Annotated in this window: 21 protein-coding genes; 13 read left to right on the top strand and 8 right to left on the bottom strand. The window is 72.2% G+C overall.

The window, feature by feature from the left end:
• The first annotated feature begins 2 nt into the window (after positions 1-2).
• Positions 3-881: an arginase family protein gene (locus ACGFYU_RS06335; RefSeq protein ID WP_393826100.1), complete on the top strand. Its 879-nt coding sequence runs from the start codon at positions 3-5 to the stop codon at positions 879-881.
• A 340-nt stretch (positions 882-1,221) separates the two neighbouring features.
• Here ACGFYU_RS06335 and ACGFYU_RS06330 read toward each other — a convergent pair whose 3' ends face one another.
• The 4 genes from ACGFYU_RS06330 to ACGFYU_RS06315 form a co-directional block, all read right to left on the bottom strand.
• Positions 1,222-2,466, bottom strand: a complete 1,245-nt coding sequence (locus ACGFYU_RS06330) for a VWA-like domain-containing protein (protein WP_393826099.1) — start codon at positions 2,464-2,466, stop codon at positions 1,222-1,224.
• Positions 2,463-3,728, bottom strand: a complete 1,266-nt coding sequence (locus ACGFYU_RS06325; RefSeq protein ID WP_393826098.1) for an AAA family ATPase — start codon at positions 3,726-3,728, stop codon at positions 2,463-2,465. The genes ACGFYU_RS06330 and ACGFYU_RS06325 overlap by 4 nt, the downstream gene beginning before the upstream one ends.
• Positions 3,729-3,811: 83 nt before the next feature.
• Positions 3,812-5,173, bottom strand: coding sequence for a hypothetical protein (locus tag ACGFYU_RS06320; RefSeq protein ID WP_393826097.1), 1,362 nt, complete (start codon positions 5,171-5,173; stop codon positions 3,812-3,814).
• A 111-nt stretch (positions 5,174-5,284) separates the two neighbouring features.
• Positions 5,285-6,475: a cytochrome P450 gene (locus ACGFYU_RS06315; RefSeq protein WP_393826096.1), complete on the bottom strand. Its 1,191-nt coding sequence runs from the start codon at positions 6,473-6,475 to the stop codon at positions 5,285-5,287.
• A 276-nt stretch (positions 6,476-6,751) separates the two neighbouring features.
• On the opposite strand from ACGFYU_RS06315, the gene ACGFYU_RS06310 reads away from it, so the two are divergent.
• On the top strand, positions 6,752-7,567 hold the full coding sequence (locus ACGFYU_RS06310; protein WP_393826095.1) for a sulfite exporter TauE/SafE family protein: 816 nt from the start codon (positions 6,752-6,754) through the stop codon (positions 7,565-7,567).
• On the opposite strand, the gene ACGFYU_RS06305 is transcribed toward ACGFYU_RS06310, so the two are convergent.
• Complete coding sequence (locus tag ACGFYU_RS06305) at positions 7,568-8,422, bottom strand: alpha/beta fold hydrolase (RefSeq protein ID WP_393826094.1); 855 nt, start codon at positions 8,420-8,422, stop codon at positions 7,568-7,570.
• Between the two features lie 104 nt (positions 8,423-8,526).
• Here ACGFYU_RS06305 and ACGFYU_RS06300 point away from each other — a divergent pair, with 104 nt between their 5' ends.
• Positions 8,527-9,312 (top strand): hypothetical protein, encoded by a 786-nt coding sequence (locus ACGFYU_RS06300; RefSeq protein WP_393826093.1) that lies wholly within the window; start codon positions 8,527-8,529, stop codon positions 9,310-9,312.
• A 12-nt stretch (positions 9,313-9,324) separates the two neighbouring features.
• Here the strand turns inward: ACGFYU_RS06300 and ACGFYU_RS06295 are convergent, their stop codons facing one another.
• On the bottom strand, positions 9,325-9,897 hold the full coding sequence (locus ACGFYU_RS06295) for a TetR/AcrR family transcriptional regulator (RefSeq protein WP_393826092.1): 573 nt from the start codon (positions 9,895-9,897) through the stop codon (positions 9,325-9,327).
• A gap of 120 nt (positions 9,898-10,017) precedes the next feature.
• On the opposite strand from ACGFYU_RS06295, the gene ACGFYU_RS06290 reads away from it, so the two are divergent.
• Positions 10,018-10,458, top strand: a complete 441-nt coding sequence (locus tag ACGFYU_RS06290) for a nuclear transport factor 2 family protein (protein ID WP_393826091.1) — start codon at positions 10,018-10,020, stop codon at positions 10,456-10,458.
• A 14-nt stretch (positions 10,459-10,472) separates the two neighbouring features.
• Here the strand turns inward: ACGFYU_RS06290 and ACGFYU_RS06285 are convergent, their stop codons facing one another.
• Positions 10,473-10,649 carry a hypothetical protein gene (locus ACGFYU_RS06285; RefSeq protein ID WP_393826090.1) on the bottom strand — a complete coding sequence of 59 codons (177 nt, stop codon included), beginning with the start codon at positions 10,647-10,649 and terminating at the stop codon, positions 10,473-10,475.
• A 1-nt stretch (position 10,650) separates the two neighbouring features.
• On the opposite strand from ACGFYU_RS06285, the gene ACGFYU_RS06280 reads away from it, so the two are divergent.
• The 9 genes from ACGFYU_RS06280 to ACGFYU_RS06240 all read left to right on the top strand — a co-directional run bounded on the left by ACGFYU_RS06280 (position 10,651) and on the right by ACGFYU_RS06240 (position 19,162).
• Complete coding sequence (locus tag ACGFYU_RS06280; protein WP_393826089.1) at positions 10,651-10,974, top strand: hypothetical protein; 324 nt, start codon at positions 10,651-10,653, stop codon at positions 10,972-10,974.
• A 125-nt stretch (positions 10,975-11,099) separates the two neighbouring features.
• Entirely contained in the window at positions 11,100-11,714 is a 615-nt protein-coding gene (locus ACGFYU_RS06275) for a hypothetical protein (protein WP_393826088.1), read from the top strand.
• Positions 11,715-11,834: 120 nt separating this feature from the next.
• Entirely contained in the window at positions 11,835-12,389 is a 555-nt protein-coding gene (locus tag ACGFYU_RS06270) for an ImmA/IrrE family metallo-endopeptidase (RefSeq protein ID WP_393826087.1), read from the top strand.
• On the top strand, positions 12,386-13,588 hold the full coding sequence (locus tag ACGFYU_RS06265) for an MAB_1171c family putative transporter (protein WP_393826086.1): 1,203 nt from the start codon (positions 12,386-12,388) through the stop codon (positions 13,586-13,588). Before ACGFYU_RS06270 ends, ACGFYU_RS06265 begins: the two co-directional genes overlap by 4 nt.
• A complete protein-coding gene (locus tag ACGFYU_RS06260) occupies positions 13,585-14,760 on the top strand; it encodes an MAB_1171c family putative transporter (protein ID WP_393826085.1) in 1,176 nt (391 codons plus the stop codon). The genes ACGFYU_RS06265 and ACGFYU_RS06260 overlap by 4 nt, the downstream gene beginning before the upstream one ends.
• A gap of 295 nt (positions 14,761-15,055) precedes the next feature.
• Positions 15,056-16,294 (top strand): 2,4-dienoyl-CoA reductase, encoded by a 1,239-nt coding sequence (locus ACGFYU_RS06255; protein ID WP_393826084.1) that lies wholly within the window; start codon positions 15,056-15,058, stop codon positions 16,292-16,294.
• A 172-nt stretch (positions 16,295-16,466) separates the two neighbouring features.
• Positions 16,467-17,906, top strand: coding sequence for an NAD(P)/FAD-dependent oxidoreductase (locus tag ACGFYU_RS06250; RefSeq protein ID WP_393826083.1), 1,440 nt, complete (start codon positions 16,467-16,469; stop codon positions 17,904-17,906).
• A gap of 9 nt (positions 17,907-17,915) precedes the next feature.
• A complete protein-coding gene (locus ACGFYU_RS06245) occupies positions 17,916-18,596 on the top strand; it encodes a helix-turn-helix transcriptional regulator (protein ID WP_393826082.1) in 681 nt (226 codons plus the stop codon).
• Between the two features lie 32 nt (positions 18,597-18,628).
• Positions 18,629-19,162 (top strand): DUF3291 domain-containing protein, encoded by a 534-nt coding sequence (locus ACGFYU_RS06240; protein ID WP_393826081.1) that lies wholly within the window; start codon positions 18,629-18,631, stop codon positions 19,160-19,162.
• 74 nt (positions 19,163-19,236) lie between these two features.
• On the opposite strand, the gene ACGFYU_RS06235 is transcribed toward ACGFYU_RS06240, so the two are convergent.
• A complete protein-coding gene (locus ACGFYU_RS06235; RefSeq protein WP_393826406.1) occupies positions 19,237-19,338 on the bottom strand; it encodes an excalibur calcium-binding domain-containing protein in 102 nt (33 codons plus the stop codon).
• Between the last annotated feature and the right edge of the window lie 64 nt (positions 19,339-19,402).

Below are 19,402 nucleotides of genomic sequence, written 5' to 3'. Positions count from 1 at the left end.
ACATGCGCGACGTGGCGATCATCGAAGCGCCGTCCGTACTCGGGCTGCGCCCGACCGGCGTCCAGGACCTGCCGGGCGCCCTGCTCGACGCCGGTCTCCTGGACCACCCGGGGGCGGTGCGCGCCGACCGGGTCGAACCACCGGCCTACGACCCGCGGCGGGACGCCGACACCGGGATCCTCAACCCAGCCGCCATCGCGCGGTACTCCGTCCGACTGGCCGACGCGGTCGGAGCCGCTCTCGACGCCGGCCGCTTCCCCCTGGTCCTCGGCGGCGACTGCAGCATCCTGCTCGGCAACCTCCTCGCCCTGCGCCGCCGCGGACCCCACGGGCTGCTGTTCCTCGACGGCCACACCGACTTCTACCAGCCGTCGGCGGAGCCGACCGGCGAGGCGGCGTCGATGGAGCTCGCCCTGGCCACGGGCCGCGGCCCCCGGCTGCTCGCCGACGTCGAAGGCCGCGGGCCGCTGCTCCGCGACGAGGACGTGGTCGCCTTCGGCTTCCGCGACACCGCCGAGTCGGAGGCGGCCGGAATGCAACCGCTGCCGCCACGGCTCCACGCCGTCGACCTCGACGGCGTCCGTGCGGCCGGCGCCGCGGCGGCCGCGCGTGACGCGATCCGCCGGCTCACGGACGGCGCGTGCGCCGGCTACTGGGTCCACCTCGACGTGGACGTCCTGGACGACGCGGTCATGCCCGCCGTCGACTACCGCATCCCCGGCGGGCTGACCTGGTCGGAACTGGAGACGGTGCTGTCGGCGGCACTGTCCGACGAACGGGCCGTCGGCCTCGACGTCACCATCTTCAACCCCCGCCTCGATCCCGACGGAACCATCGCGGCCCGGCTCACAGCCTGCCTGCGTCGAGGCCTGTCGGCGTGAATCCTCGGCTCTGCGCCTGCCGGAGGGGGAGATCTGCTGGGCGATCAGGGCGGGCGGGAAGGCGGGTACGTCGAGGCCGTTGACCGACAGTTTGGTGAACGTGGCACCTTGGCTCTCGTAGGAGCGGCAGGTGCGCAGCCCCTCGGTGACCTGCCTGAACGCTTCCTGCGCGCCGGTGGCCCCGTACGAGGCGAGGCTGGAGTGGCCGCCGTGGATGTCGTCCTTCCAGTTGAACGTCTCCTCGGCCACGGTCGCGCTCGGGCGGGAGGCATCCCGGGCTCGGGCGGCCGCGCACCGCCGTCACGACGGGGTTCCACCTGATGGGCACCCCTACGCCCGGCTAGCCGATGGTCACCACGCGGGCCCACTCGGGCGGCGTGTCCGGCACGTAGTCGGGGTCGTCCTCGTCCCACGCACCGGCTGTCTGCCGGGGGAAGAGGCCGACCACCGTCCGGCACGGCGGCCGCGTGTCCGGCCAGGCGGTCTGCCCGTCCGTCAGGACCACGATCACGTCCGGCCGGGGGCCCGACCGGAGCGCCTTGGCGAAGCCCGTACGGAGATCCGTACCTCCGCCACCCAGCAGCGGGATGCCTTCGCCGCGGCACAGCGGGTACGCGATGCGGGCCGCCGCGTCGCACGGCACCACGGAGACCAGATCGCGGCGGCCGCCCACGGCGCGGGAGATCGCGGCGACCTCCAGCAGCGCGCTGCCCAGTTCGGCATCGCTGACGGACGCGGAGGTGTCGATGACCACGGAGACCCGCGGCGGCCGGCGCCGCAGGCTGGGCAGGACGATGCCGGGCAGCCCGGCCGAGCGCCGCGAGGGCCGGCCGTAGCTGTAGTCCTGGCCCGCCCCCGAACCGGAGGTGGCCGAGCGGACCGCTGCTCCGAGCAACTCCCGCCACGGCTGCGGCGGATGGAACACCTCCTCCGCCCACCGCTGCCACCCCTTCGAGGCGCTGCCCGGACGGCCCGTGATGCCCTGCGCGACGCGGAACCGCACCGCGTCCCGTTCCTGCGGGCTCAGTCCGTGCGCGCCGTCCGCCCCCAGGTCCCACTCCCGCTCCAGTCCGTCGGCGCCGCTGCCGCAGTCCAGCCAGACCAGGTCCTGGGTGCTCGGGCCGAGGCTGAACCGGCGCAGGTAGTCCTCCATGAGCTCCCCTTCCGGCAGCCCCAGAGACCCCGGCATCACGGCGCCTTCGGGGCGGATCAGCCCGTCGCCGAAGGCGTCGTCGTTGATCTCGCAGTCGGCGGCGATGTTCATCCGCAGCCGTTCTCCCGGGCCGGTCAGACCGCGCTCGCGCGCGACCCGGTCGCCGCGCCCGTGGTGGTCGCGCAGCAGGTGCGACACCTCGTGCACCCACACCCCGGCGAGTTCCTCCACCGGCGTGCGGTCCACGAACGCCGGTGAGACGTAACACCGCCAGTGCCGGTCGACGGCCATCGTCGGTACCCGCCGCGACTCCACGGGGTGCAGGGCGAACAGCGCCGTCGCCAGGTAGGGGCGGACCCGGGCGGCGTGCAGGCGGGCGCTGAACAGCTTGTCGCGGTCCAGGGCCGGCTGCCCCGGTGCGGACGGGCTCACCGGCCGGCCCTCACGGGGACCCCGGCGCGGGCCGCCGTACGGTTCGCCACGTCGTCCGCGCGCCGGGACAGGGTCACCACCCCGGCGAGCCGCTCGATGGACGCCGGGACCTCCCAGTCCGCCCGGCGCAGCGAGGCGAGCGTCGTCGCCGGGACGACCACCAGGTCCGGTGCCCCGGTCTCCACCGCCCGCACCAGGAGGGCCCACGCCGCCTCCCAGCGGGACTTCTCCGGCCGCTCGCGGACCGCCGACACCACCGCGTCCAGTACGGCCTGCCGCAGATCACCGCGCTCGGGCAGGACGGCGCCCGCCGGGTCGGCGAGGAGCTCCTCGGGGTCCGGGAGGTCCAACCGGTCCAGGCCGGCCAGGAGTTCCAGCCCGGGGCCGTCGCCCACGGTGCCCCGGACCAGTAGGGAGAGAACTTCCTTGGCGGAGCCGGCCGCGGTCGCGAAGGCGATCAGGGACAGCGTCATGTCCCAGCTGCGCGGCGAGGGCCAAGCGCCGCCGCGGCGGGTCTCGTTGCCCGGTAGCTGGTGCACGAGCTTGGGGCGGGCGGTGAGGAACGCGCACACCGCGCGGCGGGCGAAGGCCACGGCCTGCGGCAGCCGCTCCGGATCGAGCCGAGGCAGGGTCGCCCGGGGCCAGGTCCCGCCGAGGCCCCGTACGACGACCTCGTGGTCGTGGGTCCACTGGAGGTGGACGAACCGGTTGGCGAGCGGCGGGCTCAGCTCCCAGCCGTCGGCCGCCGAGGCGCGCGGGTTGGCCGCGGCCACGATCCGTACGCCGGGCGGCAGTTGGAGGGCGCCGATCCTGCGCTCCAGGACGAGGCGGAGCAGGGCGGCCTGGACGGCCGGGGGCGCGGTGGACAGTTCGTCCAGGAAGAGCAGCCCGCGGCCGGCCCGGACCAGTCGCACGGCCCAGTCCGGCGGGGCCATCGGGACGCCCTGCTCCGCGGGATCGTCCCCGACGACGGGCAGGCCCGAGAAGTCGGACGGCTCGTGGACGCTGGCGATGACCGTGGTCAGCGGCAGGTCGAGGGACTCGGCGAGCTGGGTCAGGGCCGCGGTCTTGCCGATGCCCGGCTCACCCCACAGCAGTACGGGCAGGTCGGCGGCCACGGCCAGGGTCAGCGCCTCCAGCTGTGTGTCGGGGCGGAGTTCGGTGGTGGTGTCGCGGAGCAGGGCCGTCAGCTCGCCGGCGACGTCGAGCTGGGAACGGTCGGCCGGGGCGAGGGATCGGGCGGAAGGGGCGTACGCGGGCAAGTGTGATCACCTTTGGGGTTCGTGAAAGGTCGGCGAGCGGGTACGGGGCAAGGAGCCCCGGTCGGCGGGTGGTTCCCCGGGGGTCAGGCGGAGGTCGCCTGGCGCGGGTGCGGGCGGTGGTGTCGCGGGCGGACCGCCCCCGGGCGGATGCGGTCGGGCCCGGGTCCGGCCAGGCCCGCCCGGAACAGGCCGTAGGTGACCCGCCGCAGCGCGGCCGCCTCCAGCGCGTCCCGCAGAGCCCCGTCGCGCAACACTGCGTCAGGGCCGAGCAGATCCTCTACGACGGCCAGCGCACCGGCGGTGTCACCGTGGGCCAGGCGTTCGCGGACGCCGGTCAGGCAGTCCGGCTGACGGTGCGCCGTGTCGATGGCCTGCAGACAGGGCATCGGGGTACCGCTCAGCGCGGCGAGGAACTCCTCACGGCGGATCTCGGCCGGGTCGTGGTCCAGCGCCGCCAGTACCCCGTCGACCAGGCCGATCCGGTGCAGGGCTCCCCGGCACTCCACGAGGTGCGGAGCGCCCGGCCGGTCCGGGTGGCGGGAGGGGCCGGCCGGCGGTCCGTCCGGTACCAGTGCGGAGGCGACCAGCGGGTGCAGCCGGTCGGCCGTGATCGCACCGGCGCGGAGCAGGTCCAGGTCGGGCAGCACCCAGGTCGCGGCGTCGGGCAGCACGGGCAGCGCGGAGACGCTGCCGGCCGTGGGGGCCGGCGCGGTACGCAGGGTGGGCGGCCCGAGGCCGTCGCCGGGCGCGACCAGGTCCAGGACCAGCCGGTGCCGGGCCCCGAGCCGCACGGTGACGGCGCCGGTGGACCGTTCCTCGGCGGCGAGCAGGATCTGCGCCTCGGCGGCCCACCGGTCGGTGGCGCGGCCGTCGTCGGAGGGTGGCCCTGCGGCCGCCCCGTGACGGATGCGCAGCTCGTCGGTCCTGCGCGCGTCCCACAGGTGGCGGTGCAGGTCGAGGCGGAACCGCCGGTCGGGACGCGGACGGGGATGACGGCAGGCGCCGGCCCCGGAGCGGGACCCGTCCCACAGTGCGAGGCTGATCCGCTGACCCCCGTCCGCCCACTGGGGCGCGGTACGGGCCACGAGGTGCACCGGGCGTGCGCCGTCGCCGGGCCCGGGGGCGTCGTAGCGGGCCAGAGCGACCGTCAGGCCCGGGCGCAGCAGCCCGTCGGGAGCGATCCTCGGCATGTGCCAGCGCAGCAGGTCCGGCGCCAGATGGCGCAGGTCGGCCCGGATGCGGGACGCGAGGTCGCGCCCGTGGCCGCGTGCCACGGAACGCAGGTTGAGATCGACATCGATGCCCGCGGCGGCGCACGCCCCCGCCCAGTCGCCGGCGTGCCGGCGGGCGGTCGCAGTCTCGATCATGGAGGGCGGCACGGCGAACTCGCGCACGCGCGGCCAGAAGGAAGGACGGGAATCCCCATCGGCGGTTCGAGTGAGCATCAGCACTCACCTTGCGCGGTGGGGACCCCCCATCTGAAAGCAGAATGAGTGGTCATCGGGAGGGAGCGTAGCCCGCCCCCTCCCGACCTGCCACGTATTTCCGGGCCGAGCTCAGCGGGCCGCGTCCGCCCTCCCGTACCGCACCTGCAGTTCGACCAGGCCGCGGGCGCGCAGGGACGGACGCCAACGTACGTCGCCGTCCGCCAGGGCGAGCGTGTCGAAGCGGTCGAGGAGTGCGGCCAGGGCGATCTCGGTCTCCGCCCTGGCCAACGGCGCGCCGAGGCAGTAGTGGATGCCGTGGCCGAGCGCCAGGTGGCCGGCCGTGTCGCGGTAGACGTCGAAGAGGTCCGGGTGGGAGAAGCGGTCCGGGTCCCGGTTGGCCGCGGACAGGGACAGCAGGACCGTCTCGCCGGCGGGGATGGTGACGCCCCCGACGGTCACGTCCTCGGTGGGGAAGCGCCGGATGGCGAGCAGGGCGGGACCTTCGTACCGGGCGGCTTCCTCGACGGCGGCCCGGAGTCGGGACGGGTCCTTGCGCAGCACGGCGAGCTGGTACGGGTTCTGCAGGAGGGCCAGCACCGCGTTGCCGATGAGCTGCACCGTGTTCTCGTAGCCGGCGAAGAGGATGAGGAAGGCGAGGGAGAGGAGCTCGTCCTCGGTGAGGCGGTCGCCGTCGGCGTCGCGGACCGCGATCAGGTCGGAGAGGAGGTCGGCGCCGGGGTGTCGGCGCTTGTGCGCGACCAGTTCGAGAAAGAAGCCGAGCATGGCCGCCACGGCTTCCTTCGCGGCCTGCGGGCGGGTCGGATCGGGGGCGATGAGCGCGTCGGTCCAGGTACGGAAGTCCCGGCGGTGCTCCTCCGGGACGCCGAGGAGGTCACAGATCACGATGATCGGCAGAGGCGCGGCGTAGGAGCCGATGAGGTCGGCGGTCCCGTCCGGGCCCAGGGCGTCGAGGAGCCGGTCGGCAGTCTCGCGCATCGGCGTACGGAGCTGCTCGATGCGGCGCGAGGTGAAGGCACGGGCCACGAAACCGCGAATGCGGGTGTGGTCGGGAGGGTCCATGTTGAGCAGGTTGGCGTCGAGAGCCGGCGGAAGCGACAGCCCCCGGTAACTCCCCTCCTTCGCATGCCTCTTGTCCAGGGAGAGCCGTGGATCGGCCAGGGCCGCGCGTACGTCGTCGTAGCGTGTGACGAGCCAGGCCGGATTGCCGTCCGTCCCCGCGATCCGATGCACGGGCGCGCTCTCGCGCAGCCGCCGGTAGACGTCGTACGGGTGGTCCATGAGCTCTTGCTGGAGATCCATGCCCCCACCCTAGACACCCGGTGCCTCGCCCCCGTCCCCGGCCGAGCGCCTGGGGCGGGGCGGACGAGGGGCTGCCGCCAAGTGGTCACCGGCCAACATCCAAGGCGGCCCGGACGGGGCCGCGGTGGCGACAAGGGCGACAGGGGCGGGGCCCGCGTCCCGCGTGCCGTCCGGTTCGGCGGACCGGATGAATCGGGAGCGGGCTCCCGGTGCCTTTCCCCGAAGGTGGGGGAGCGCTGTAGCGGGCAGCCACTGTGACCAGCAAGGATGCCTGCCATGGCCACCGACAGCGACCTCACTCCCGTACGTTCGGCGCATGCGACGCCCGTGGTGTTCGCCGCGGGAGCGGTCATCGGCGTTCTGGGCGGGATGATCGGATTGGGCGGTGCGGAGTTCCGCCTGCCGCTGTTGATCAGCCTGTTCGGGTTCGCCGCGCTCTCCGCGGCCATCCTGAACAAGGCGATGAGCCTGGTCGTCGTACTGGTCGCGCTACCCGCCCGTCTGGCGGCGGTCCCGGCCGCCGAGGTGGCCGCACACTGGCCGGTCGCGATCAACCTGCTGGCCGGGAGCCTGCTCGGCGCCTGGGCCGGAGCGACCTGGGCGGTGCGCATGCGCAGCTCCACGCTCTACAAGGTGCTGGCGGCGCTGATGGTGCTCATGGCCGCGGCCCTGCTGGTCACGCACACCACCACCCTGGGAACACTCGCCCTGCCGCTGTGGGCCCAGGTGCCCTGCGGCGTCGTGGCCGGCTTCGGCATCGGGGTGGTCGCGGCGATCATGGGCGTGGCCGGGGGCGAGCTGCTGATCCCGACGATCGCGCTGCTGTTCGCGGTGGACATCAAGACCGCGGGGAGCCTCTCCCTGCTGGTGTCGCTGCCGACCATGCTGGTGGCCTTCGCCCGCTACAGCCGCGACGGCAGCTTCGCGGTGCTCGGCGCCAACCTCCGCTTCGCCATGATCATGGCCGCGGGCTCGATCGCCGGCGCCGTGCTCGGCGGGCTGCTCCTCGGTGTGTTCTCGGACCTGGTGCTCATCCCCGCGCTCGCGGTGATCCTTCTCGTCTCCGCGGTCAAACTCGCCCGGCACGACTGATCAGTCGGCACGATCCGCGCCGGTGTGTCCGAGGATCGCGGGGACGACGGTCGCCCAGTCGACTCGCTCGACGCCGTGACCCGCGTCCTCCAGAACCAGGAGCCTCCCCTCGGGGATCTGCTCCGCGAGCGCCTCACCGTACTGGAGCGGGAACAACGGATCGGCGGCCCCGTGGATCACCAGCGTGGGCACGGCGATCGACGACAAGGGCGCTGGTGGGAGCTCGCCCTCCGCAAGCGAGTCGTGGTTGCGGGCAGCGGCGAAATCGTGCGCGCGCTCGACGTCACGACGGACGAGGCCGCGGGCGGCGGCCTCGTCGAACGGGCGCCGGCCCCCGGCCAGCACACGCGCGTAGGCGACCTGGTACCCGATCACCGAGTCGGCATCCGACCAATCTACCTGCGCGGCCGAGACGAACCGCGTGAACTCCTCGGTCGGCGGCGGAAGCGCCCGACCACCGGGCACGGCGGAGGACGTGCTGATCAGGACGAGTGACAGGACGCGATCGGCGTGATCGAGCGCGAGCAGCTGCGCGAGTGCCCCTCCGGCCGAGACGCCCACGACGTGCGCGGCCGGGATCCCGTAGGCGTCGAGCACACGGGCGGCGTCACCGACCAAGTCCGCGCCGGTGTATCCCGGACGGCCCGGCTCGTAGGTGACCGATCGCCCGGTGTCGCGGTGGTCGTAACGGATCACGAAGCGCCCACCCTCGGCGAGCATCCGGCAAAAGCCCTCCTCCCACCAGAGCATCGAAGCCCCGGTGCCCATGATGAGCAGCACGGGCGGATCCGACGGCTCCCCGAAGGACTCGGTGCACAGCTCGATGCCCTCCACCTCGACAACGCGCTCGGCCATCGCCGCCTCCCCTCTCCCGTCCCACGGAGCCCAAGCACGTCCTCAAGGGTCGCCCGCGCGATTTCCATTGGCACGGACAGCCTCCCAGCGACAACACTGCTCCGGTGAACACCCTGCCACCGCCGCCCGACCCGCTCCTCCTGCCGGTACGGGACCCACGGGCACGCGACCTCGGTCTCGACCCTGCGGACATGCACGCCCTGGTCGCCGAGCTGGTCCTGCCCGGCAACGCATCGATGTACGTCATGAGCGCGATGGAAACCTCCCGCGAGCTCATCCGGCACTCCTACTACCGGTACGAGTTCGCCACCGTCGCCGTCACGCATTCCCTGTTCGCCCTGGAACACGTCCTCGCCCAGCGTCTGGCCGCGAACGAACCGCTCCACGACCTGATCGAGCGGGCCGCCGACGCAGGGCTCATCACGGCCGAACTCGCCGCCGAACTCGACCGCAGCCGACTGCTGCGCGACCAGCTCACACAGGGCGTCGCGTCAAGTGCCGCCCTCCGTCCGATCCGGGCCGTCGTCATGGTGCGCGCCGTCTTCGACGCCGTTTCCCTGCTCCTTCGCCCACCGTCCGCGGCAGAGCCGGAAGACGGACTCGCCCGGCTGTGGGGGGACCACCTGCGCGCCTTGTTCCCCGACGGCTGGCGCGGCGTGGGCTTCGACGGCGTCGACCTGGTCCTCCTGGACGCCGGCGTCGCGGGCCTCGTGCAGAGCGAGCTGAGGCGTGGACTCGACGACAGCGGCGTAGCCATCCTCCGGGCGTGCATCGCCGACCTCGACAAGATCGTGCCCCTGATCAACGAGGAGTACTGCGCCTCCTACTTCGCCAAACTCCGGGCGATGGCCCAGACCGTAGCGGTGCGCTACACCCCCACCACGAGCTGATTCCAGGGGGGTTCAGCGTGGCCGCAGCCCGTCGAAGACGACCGCGAAGACCCGCTCCCGCGGTGCCGGATCCGAGCCGAGCTGTTCCATCGCCCTGCCGGTGCCGGCCAAGAGGGCGATGAACTCCGGCAGGCCCAGTTCCGGGCGGACCGCCCCGGCCTGCTGTGCCCCGGTCAGCAGGTCGGCCAGCCGGGCCTGGATCTCCGTGGTCGGCCCCTGCAGGGACGCGTGCACGTCCACCCCGGCCGCGGCGAGAGCCTGCGCGAACTCGCTCTTGCCCGCGGACTGTTCCACCACCAGGCGGAAGCAGGCGAAGAAGGCCTCGGCGGGCCCGGCCTCGGCGGCCAACTGCGCGGTCTGGGCCGCCATGGCCTCCAGTCTGCGCACCATCACCGCCTCCAGCAGCGCCTCCTTGGTCGGGAAGTGCCGGAAGAGCGTGCCGACTCCGACCCCGGCGATCCGGGCGATCTCCTCGGTCGGCACGTTGACGCCGCGGGTGGTGAACACCTCCGTGGCGACATCCAGCAGCCTGGCCCGGTTGCGGGCCGCGTCCGCCCGCAGCGGGCGCTCCTGAGCGCCACCCATCCGTCTCCCACCTTTCGCCGTCGACGGCACACCACCCTGGACAACCGGAGTTGCCAGTCCGTATCGTAGAAACGGAGTCGCTAGTCCGATTCTATACAGGGATCCCACCGGAGGTTCGTCATGCCTGAAACGCTGTCACCGCGCGAGGTCTTCCAGAAGCTGATCGAGGGCATCGGCGCGGGACGGTTCACGGAGCTGGCCGAGCTCTACGCCGAGGACGCCGTGGTCGAGACCGTCTTCGAACCGGTCGGCCCGCGCCGGCTCGAAGGGCGGGCCGCACTCAAGGAGCGGTTCGCACAGGTCGCCGCAAGTTCGCCCGTGGAACTGACTCCGGCGAACGTGGTCGTCCGGGAAACCGACGACGCGGAGGTGGTCGTCGCCGAGTTCGACTACATGGTGCACCACCGGGCGACCGGGCGGACCTTCGAGGCCGCCAACATCCAGGTGCTGCGGGTCCGCGACGGCCTCATCGTCAGCAGCCGGGACTACCACGACCACCTCGCCCTCATCGTGGCCGGCGGCAACCTCCCCCAGCTGGTGGCGGCACTGGACGGCGAATAGCACCACTGCCGTGATCAGCGCCCACCGCCGGTGCCCACCCGCCGCACCACCGCACCCGCGAGGAGGGACCCCAGCAGGAAGGCCCCCGCCGCGATCAGCGCCGACACGTGCAGACCCGGGAGCCGGCCCGCGGCGCCGATGAGCGCACCGAACAGCGCCACGCCGAACGCATGGCCCGCCTGGCGCGCCACGTTGAAGACGGCCGAGGCCACGCCGACGCGGCCGTCCGGTTACGGACACGACCGCGACTACCGGCTCACCGCGGCCGGCCGGGACGCCTTGAGCCGTTTCGGCATCGATGTGGCCGGCCTGCCGGGACGCCGGCCGCTCGTCCGCTACTGCGTGGACTGGAGCGAACAGCAGCACCACCTGGCCGGGGGTGTGGGGGCGGCCATCACCGCGAGACTGTTCCAACTCGAGTGGCTGCGCTACGGCGTGAGCCCGCGCGTCGTCCACCTCACCGACGCCGGTGCGGCCGGTTTCGCCGCCTGGCTCGGACTCCGACTGGAAGACTGACCCGGAGCAGGCTCGTCAACTGTTTGGTCATTGCGTTAACCGTAGTTGCCGTGATCTAGTATCCCCGCAGGTCGCGGGCGACGCACCGACACCTGCACCCGCCCCTTAGCTTGCCTGGAGTGTTGATGAGCGATGGTGACGACCAGCTCGCAAGAACCCTGGAAGCCCTCGACTTGCTGCTGTCCGACATGGGCATGGAGCGCAGTGCGGTTCTCGACCTGAGGAAGCTCTCCTACGAAGCCTGCCTGTCCGAAGCGACGGTGAAGGACCTGCTCGCCGGGAAGCGGCTCCCGGAGGTCGATTTCCGCGAAGTGGTGTTCGGGAAGATCGTGTTCCTGATGGACACGCGGCGGAAGACGACCACGGACGCGAGCGGAGCAGAGCGCGAGCAGCCCTACACCGCCGCGGAGATCGCCAAGGGCGTCGGGAGGACGTCCGCCTGGCTCAGCAAACTGCTGAAGACCAAGAGCACGCCCGGCCTGGAGACCGCGAGCATGCTGTGCAGGTTCTTCAACGTGCCGTCGAGCCTGTTGATGGAGTGGCCCGAGGAGACGCTGGCACGCGTGTTGAGGGAACAGGTGCTCGTGGACCTCGAGACCCGCCGCTGCCGGCCCAACCACGCGGACGTTCCTTCACAGGCGATGAAGCTCGCGGTCCGGCTCGGAGACACCCGGCTGGCCCGCGATCAGGAAGACGCCCTGAACGTCTTCATCGACAGCATCAAGGCCAGCCTTTCGTAGTCGACCACCCGGTCCGTGCCGGGGCTGTGGCGGCTCCGCTGCCGTCCGAGCTTTCCTGTGGGGGTTTACATGATCAAAATGGCCAGGCTGCGCGGGCTGTTCGGGGGCGGGAAGCGCCCCATGTCCCAACTGTGTGACGAGATCCTCGCGGGGCTCGAACGCCCCGTCCCCTCCGATCCCGACAGCCTCTTCGAGGCCCTGCGGGTCTACGTCGAGCGGCGGCTCGCGGAGAAGGACGCCGCGGACGGCATGCCCCCGCGTCCGCTCCACCTGCTGTTCCGGGAGTTCCCCGAGGGTACGGCCAGCGGCCTGTCCCTCGACCTGGAGGACAAATGGGTGATCGTCGTGGAGAGCAACACGAGCCCCATCCACCAGCTGGTGATCCTGGCCCACGAGTTCTGGCACGTCCTCAACGGGCACTGTACGGAGCACGGCTCCCACCCCGTCCACGTCAGCGTCGCGGCCCGCTCGCTGGGCGGCTCGCTCGGCGACGCGGAGGTCCAGGCCCTGGCTGCCCGCGCCCACTTCAACGATCAGAAGGAGGAGGAGGCCGAGTCGTTCGGCCTGGTGATGGGCAATGCCTTCCGCGGCTACCTCGAGCCGGGTGACGGCCTCGCACCGCAGGGCAGCATCGCCGGCCGGATCCAGGCGAGTCTGGGGATCCGCTCGTCATGACCGGGATGGACTACTACATACCCGCGGCGCTCATGACCATGGCGATGCTGGTGAAGCTCCCGGGCCTCTGGCGCGACCGCGGCTCGCCGACGACCCCGGCGTTCCTCGTCATCCTCGCCACGTCCGCGGCCGGATTCGCCCTCGCGGCACCCCCCACCGTACAAGCCGTCAATCGGGCCACGGGCGTGCCCAACATCTCCGCGCTCATCGTCTACTGCATCCTGTCGATCTTCTCGTGCGCCTCGCTGGTGCTGCTGATGCACTGGAGGGGCGGGCCCCCGGGGGTGGTCCGGCGGCACACCCGCATGTGGATGGCGGCCACTGCCGGCACCATGGTGGTCTTCTGCGTCCTCTTCGCCTTCAGCGACACACCGGTCGAACGGGCCCGCGACCTCGACACCTACTACGCGAACACCCCGTACATCCGGGAAATGATCGTCCTCTACCTCTCGGCGCACACGGCCACGACCCTGACCGTGATCACGATGTGCCGGGGCTGGCTTCGGGAACTCGCGGCCGGCTGGACCCGATACGTCCTGCTGGCCCTCATGGCCGGATACGCCATGAGCCTGACCTTCTCCATCCTCAAAGGCATCGCCGTGAGCGCCCGCTGGGCGGGCACGGACCGCTGGGACTGGCTGAGCACGGACGCGGCACCGCCCTTCACCGGCCTCGGCGCCCTCATCACCACGGTGGCCTGCCTGCTCTCGGAATACGGTCCACCGATCGGTGCCCGGTGGAGGGCCTGGCGCTCGTACCGGCGCATGGAGCCGTTGTGGCGCGCCCTCGAGCCCTGGGGAAGTACGGGCGCACCGATGCGGATGCCCTGGTTCACGGGGATCGAGGTGCTGGAGATGCAGCGCGCCACCGACATCAGGGACCGTCTCCTGCGCCTGTCCCCCCACCTGAACACCGCCCAGCTGAAGGCAGCCCAGCGGCTGGTGGCAGCGGAAGGTCCGGCACGGGAGACCGCCCTGATCGAGGCGGAGGCCGCGGAGATCCACTCCGCCCTGGCCAAGGCTCCGGTCACCACCGGCTGGAGTGTCCAGAGCCTCCAGGACACCGCTACGCCCCAGCCGTCGGGCGCCGTGGCCCTGGCCGGCGCCAACCGGCTCGCCGAGCTCAGCCAGGCCTTCTCGGCCCTGTGCAAGACCCGGCCGTCGACCGCCGCTTCGGAGAGCCTGCGGGGAATCCGATGAGCGCAGGGGTGGGGTACCTCTGCTCGTCCACGGCGCTGTTCATCGCGATGTTCCTCAAGCTCCGGGCGCTGCGGAAGAATCCCAAGGACAACCTGCTCCGAGCCGTGTGCGCCCTGCTGGGCATCGCGGGACTGCTGTTCGCAACGTCCGCGCCCCCGACGCTCGGCCTGGTCAACGACGTGACAGGCATCCCGAACTTCGCCGCGCCGCTGACCTACTGCATCCTCACGGCCTGTGACTGCGCCATCATCGTGCTGCTGATCCACTGGCGTGGTGGGGAGGACCCGACCCGGATCCGCCGTGCGACCCGGTGGTGTGTCCTCGCGTACGGTGCGGTGATGGTCGCCATCGTGGCCCTGTTCGCCATGGGTGACGCACCGGTGGAGCGGCTCCGGGACCTGGACACCTACTACGTGACCACCCCGTGGATCCGCGAGATGATCATCCTCTACCTGGCCGCGCACTCCTTCGCCGCCGTCACCATGATGGTGCTGTGCTGGCGATGGTCACGTCAGGTTCCGGGCATCCACCGCGTGAGCCTGCTCATCATCGCGACCGGCGACGCCATCGCCGTCGCCTACGACCTCCTGAAGTACACGGCGATCGCCGCACGCTGGGCCGGCCACGACTGGGACTGGCTCTCCACCCAACTCGCCTTCACCCTCGCCGGCTTCAGCGCCCTCTTCATAGCCGTCGGATTCCTGCTGCCCTCGGTCGGCCAGGAGGCGACGTGCCGGTGGAAGAACTTCCAGCGGTTCCAGCTGCTGAGGCCCCTCTGGGAAGAGATCCAGCCCGAGATCCCGGCCACGAGCAGGCCGGCCCTGCACTGGTGGAATCCGATGGGCCTGCGCCTCATGCAGCGCGAGCGGGACATCCACGACGCCGTCCTGCGGCTGAGCCCCTACTTCGACGCGGCCACCGGCCGCGCGGTGTACCGGCAAGCCGTCGCGCAGAACGCCGAGGAGCGCCACGCGGCGAGCCAGGCCGACGCGGCCGTCATCGCGCACGCCGTCAGGACGAAGAGATCCGCACCGGTGCCGCTCCCGGTCGCGCGCAGGTGGACGGTCAGCTCCACCGACCGCACCGACGACCTCCTTTGCGTATCGAGCGCTCTGGCCTCCTCCGCATTGGTCCGGGCCGCGCGGCATGCGTGTCCGCCCGCCGCCGAATGACGCAGAAGGACGATCCACGCGCCCAACAGGGCGCCGCGGAATCCCTTTTGGGACGTGGGGCCACCCCCACGCCGGAGACCAGTCCCCGAGCAGGCACCATGGAAACCGGCTCGAGCGTGCAATCCGCACCGCCGGAGCCTCCCGCGGGCAGACACACCCTGATCTGCCCGCCGCGGCTCCGCTCACCACGCTCCGCCACCTGAAGGGGCCCGCTGTCGCACATCCGCGACCCGGCCCGCACCGGCTCCAGGTACCGAGACCACGCCCGCACGATCACCTCCGGGGAGACCCACCCATGAACCTGTTCACGCCACTTGAACTGCCCTGCGGGGCGATCCTGCCCAACCGCGTGGCCAAGGCGGCCATGGAGGAGAGCCTCGCCGTGCAGCCCGGGCAGCTGCCCGGGCGCGAGATCTTCGACCTGTACCGGCGATGGGCGATGGGCGGAAGCGGGCTGCTGATCACGGGCAACGTCATGGTGGACCGAAGAGCGCTGACGTCCGCGGGCACCGTGGTCCTGGACGGAAGTACCCCCCTTGAGCCGTTCCGGCGATGGGCGGCGGCCGCGAACTCCGCGGGCGCCGCGATCTGGATGCAGATCAACCATCCGGGCAGACAGGTCTCCAGCGCCATGCCCGGAATCGCCTGGGCACCCTCCGACATCGGCATCAGCCTCGGCAGGCACAGCAAGCTGTTCGCCCGCCCGACCGCGATGACCGAGGACGACATCGCCGCGACCATCGGCCGGTTCGCCGTCACCGCGGCCAGGGCCGAGGAAGCCGGCTTCGACGGCGTGCAGATCCACGCCGCCCATGGCTACCTCTTCTCCACGTTCCTCTCCCCGCTCGTCAACCGGCGCTCCGACCGCTGGGGCGGCAGCCTGGTCAACCGCGCGCGGATCCTGACCGAGACCGTCCGCGCGGTCAGGAAGGCGGTGGCACCCGGCTTCGCGGTCGCGGTCAAGCTGAACGCGGCCGACTTCCAGCGGGGCGGCTTCGACGTCGAGGAAGCCGCCGAGGTGCTCGACCTGTTCGACGGGCTGGGAGTGGACCTCGTCGAACTCTCGGGGGGCACCGTGGAGAGCGCGGCCACCATGGGACGGACCGCCGATCGGCGCAAGCTCGACCGGGAGGCCTACTTCCTGACACTGGCGGGCAAGCTCGCCGAGCACTCGCCGGTCCCGCTCATGCTCACCGGCGGAATCGGCCGTATCGGTACGGCGGAGAAGGTACTGGACCGCGGATTCGCCGTAGCAGGCCTGGCGCGGGCACTGGCCTTCCGGCCGGAGCTGCCCGCCCGCTGGAAGGAGGGGGAAGACCTTCGCGTCACGGCCCCCCGACTGGCCTGGAAGGACCAGGACCTCGCCGCGGCCGGGGCGCTGGCGTTCACTCGTGCGCAGCTGAAGCGGCTGGCCGACGGCAAGGGGCCGCGCTCCGGCGGTTCTCCGCGGCTGGTCTTCGGCGCCGACATGGTCCGTCAACGCGCCCAGATCCGCCGCTACAAGACCTGGCTCGCCGCACATCCCCTCGGCTAGGTACGGTCAACCCCGCATTGGGGTCACCTCGCTTCCCGATCCCACGTCCCAGCCGGCGACTTCGGCCGACGCCTTGCGCCCGCTCCCGAAGTCGGCGACCGGCCACCTTGACCGTTCGTCGTTCGGAGGCGGCCTCAGGGCTGACCCGCCCGGCCACCAGAGAGAAGGGCCCATGACCTCCCACTCCGACAGCCGCAGCCGAGTGCTCGTCATGGGCGGCGGTCTCGCCGGCACACTCGCGGCCGCGGCCGTCGCCTCCCACTGCGACGAGGTCGTCATCGTCGAACGGCACACGCTCCCCGACACCCCGGTGCCCCGGCGGGGCCTGCCCCAGGCCCGCCACGCGCACATGCTGTGGTCCGGCGGAGCCGACGCGATCGAGGACCTTCTGCCCGGCACGCTCGGACTCTGGCTGGACGCGGGCGCCCACAGGATCCCGCTCCCGAGCGGCATGCTGTCGTACTCGCCCTGCGGCTGGTACCGCCGGTGGCACGAGCCCCGGTACGCCGTCGACGACCTCTACCTGATCGGCGCGAGCCGCGACCTGATCGACTGGGGCGTACGCACCCGGCTCCAGGCCGACCCCCGCATCCGGATCCTCACCGCCGAGCCCCTGCGCCTGCTCGGCGACCGCACCCGGATCACGGGCGCCGTCGTCCAGCACGGGCCGGGGCGGCAAGAGCGCCTCCACGCCGACCTCGTCATCGACGCCATGGGCCGATCCTCGCGCGCCACCGGCTGGCTGGGGGACATCGGCGTGCCCGCGATCCCCGAAACCACCCTCGACGCCGGCGTCACCTACGCCAGCCGCCGCTACAAGGCCCCGGCGGGTGCGTCCGGCGACTGGCCGGCCGTCACCATCCAACCCGACGCCAGGATCCCGGTCCCTGGCACCGCCGGTTCGATCATCCCCATCGAAGGCGGAACCTGGCAGGTCGCCCTCTGCGGCACCCGCGGCGGCGAACCCACGGGTGATCCCGAGCGGTTCGAAGAGTACGCGCGCCACATGCGCCACAGCCTCGTCGCTGACTTCCTGGCCGCCGCCGAGCCGGACTCCCCGGTCAGCCTCACCCGCGACACCGCCAGCCGCCACAGGCACTACGGGAAGATCCGCATGCCCGCGGGCTTCCTCGCCATCGGAGACGCCGCGACCGCCCTCAACCCCTTGTACGGGCACGGCATGTCGGTCGCTGCCCTCGGCGCCCGGGGCCTGCGCGACGTCGCGTCCGCCATGGGCGGAATCACCGGCCCCCGTTTCACCCGCCGAGCTCAGCGCGAGATGGGCCGGCCGGCGGCCGCCGCCTGGCGCCTGGCCGCGGGGCAGGACACGTTCTTCACCGGTACGCGCGGCCGGAGGCCCACCCTCGCGGACCGCGTGAGCCGTGCGTACACCCATCGGCTCATCCGGACGGCCGCCTCGAACTTCACGGTCGCCGAGGCCCTGACCCGGGTCATGAGCCTGCAGGCCGGAGCGGGGGTACTCGCGCACCCCCGCGTCCTCCTCGGGGCGATCCGCGGTCCCCTCCTCCCACCCCTCACCGGCCCCCCTCTCACGGCCGAAGAGGACGCGGTCAAGCAGAGCCCTTCTATCTCCAACCTGCGTTGTTCCTAGAATGGCGATGTGAAGGATATCGATGCGATCGCGGTGTTGCAGGATCCGGTGCGCCGCCGCCTGTACGAGTACGTGGCGGCTCAGGGCCGTGAGGTCGGCCGCAACGAGGCCGCCGAGGCGGCCGGGGTGGCGCGCACGCTCGCGGCACACCATCTCGACAAGCTGACCGAGGCCGGACTGCTGGAGAGCGGCAGCCGCCGCCTGACGGGCCGCTCGGGGCCGGGGGCGGGCCGTCCCGCCAAGGTGTACACGCGGGCCGAGGTCGAGCGGTCGGTGTCACTGCCCGCCCGCGACTACCGCACCGCCGCCGAACTGCTCGCCGAGGCCGCCGAGGAGGCCGGGCTGGACGCCGGCCTCTGCGCGGCCGCGCGCCGCCGGGGTGAGGCCCTGCGCGGCTCGGCGGAGCCCTGCGGCGACCTCGAAGGGGCGATGGAGATGCTGGCAGCCCGCGGCTACGAACCGCACCTGGAAGCCGCGGACGGGGCGACCGGGGGAGCCGCACCCCTCATCCGTATGCGCAACTGCCCCTTCCATGCCGTCGCCGAACGCTTCCCGCCACTGGTCTGCGGCATGAATCTCGCGCTACTGGAAGGTCTGCTCGGTACGAACGGTGCCCTCCGCGCCCGCATGGACGCCCGACCGGGGGAGTGCTGCGTGGTGGTCCAGACTTCTAAAAACGACGGTGATTGACATAGAAAGCGCGGCCGTGCTGGGATGAGGCCATGACCGCATCCACGCGCGCCGCCCACCTTGCCCAACTCAACGTCTCCACACTCCGCCACCCCCTCGACGACCCGCGCATCGCTCCGTTCGTCGAGCTGCTCGATCCGGTCAACGCCGCCGCCGACGGCGCGCCCGGCTTCGTGTGGCGACTCGTGGGGGAGGGGGAGGGTGACGCCACCGCCCTGCGCCCGTTGGGTGAGGCGGTCATCGTCAACATGTCGGTGTGGGAATCCCAAGACGCGCTATGGGACTTCGCCTACCGCAGCGGGCACCTGGAGGCGATGCGCCGGCGCCGCGAATGGTTCGAACGGCACGTCGAGGCCCACCTGGTGCTCTGGTGGGTCCCCGCCGGTCACGTCCCGACCATCGCCGAGGCCCTGGAACGGCTGGCGGACCTGCGCTCGCACGGCCCGTCCCCCCGAGCGTTCACCTTCGCCGCCTCGTACACCGCCGCCGAGGCGGCGACCCCGAGCGAGATCCCGACACCGGCCGCTAACCCGGCGCCCTCGCAGGTGAGTGAGGCCGTCGGGTAGAGGGTCGGTTCGCGTGACGGCGGAGTGGGCGCGGGAGTCTCCTGGGGGATGCCGCCGCTGGGGTTCGTTCAGTGCTATTCGCAACCGACGCCGTCGCCGTCGCGGTCGAGGTGGGGGCCGTAGCCGGGCTCCCCGCGGTGGACGGGGCGGCGCCGGCTGCCCGTGCGGCCGCGCAGTTCTTGTAGTAGGGGCTGCCGCCTCCGCCGGAGGTGCTGGAGGAGCCGCCACTCGAAGAGGGGC

The organism is Streptomyces sp. NPDC048337 (assembly GCF_043201175.1).
GTDB lineage: Bacteria > Actinomycetota > Actinomycetes > Streptomycetales > Streptomycetaceae > Streptomyces.
The sequence above is the reverse complement of the archived record's forward strand: the minus strand, read 5'-3'. Positions and strand labels throughout refer to the sequence as shown.

Excerpts from the sequence above, each read along its gene's own strand:
- ACGFYU_RS06305 (WP_393826094.1), bottom strand. The coding sequence starts at position 8,422 with ATGGCCGAGCGCGTTGTCGAGGTGGAGGGCATCGAGCTGTGCACCGAG.
- ACGFYU_RS06270 (WP_393826087.1), top strand. The coding sequence starts at position 11,835 with ATGTCCCAACTGTGTGACGAGATCCTCGCGGGGCTCGAACGCCCCGTC.
- ACGFYU_RS06290 (WP_393826091.1), top strand. The coding sequence starts at position 10,018 with ATGCCTGAAACGCTGTCACCGCGCGAGGTCTTCCAGAAGCTGATCGAG.
- ACGFYU_RS06260 (WP_393826085.1), top strand. The coding sequence starts at position 13,585 with ATGAGCGCAGGGGTGGGGTACCTCTGCTCGTCCACGGCGCTGTTCATC.
- ACGFYU_RS06265 (WP_393826086.1), top strand. The coding sequence starts at position 12,386 with ATGACCGGGATGGACTACTACATACCCGCGGCGCTCATGACCATGGCG.
- ACGFYU_RS06335 (WP_393826100.1), top strand. The coding sequence starts at position 3 with ATGCGCGACGTGGCGATCATCGAAGCGCCGTCCGTACTCGGGCTGCGC.
- ACGFYU_RS06315 (WP_393826096.1), bottom strand. The coding sequence starts at position 6,475 with ATGGATCTCCAGCAAGAGCTCATGGACCACCCGTACGACGTCTACCGG.
- ACGFYU_RS06295 (WP_393826092.1), bottom strand. The coding sequence starts at position 9,897 with ATGGGTGGCGCTCAGGAGCGCCCGCTGCGGGCGGACGCGGCCCGCAAC.
- ACGFYU_RS06320 (WP_393826097.1), bottom strand. The coding sequence starts at position 5,173 with ATGCTCACTCGAACCGCCGATGGGGATTCCCGTCCTTCCTTCTGGCCG.
- ACGFYU_RS06310 (WP_393826095.1), top strand. The coding sequence starts at position 6,752 with ATGGCCACCGACAGCGACCTCACTCCCGTACGTTCGGCGCATGCGACG.
- ACGFYU_RS06255 (WP_393826084.1), top strand. The coding sequence starts at position 15,056 with ATGAACCTGTTCACGCCACTTGAACTGCCCTGCGGGGCGATCCTGCCC.
- ACGFYU_RS06240 (WP_393826081.1), top strand. The coding sequence starts at position 18,629 with ATGACCGCATCCACGCGCGCCGCCCACCTTGCCCAACTCAACGTCTCC.
- ACGFYU_RS06250 (WP_393826083.1), top strand. The coding sequence starts at position 16,467 with ATGACCTCCCACTCCGACAGCCGCAGCCGAGTGCTCGTCATGGGCGGC.
- ACGFYU_RS06275 (WP_393826088.1), top strand. The coding sequence starts at position 11,100 with ATGAGCGATGGTGACGACCAGCTCGCAAGAACCCTGGAAGCCCTCGAC.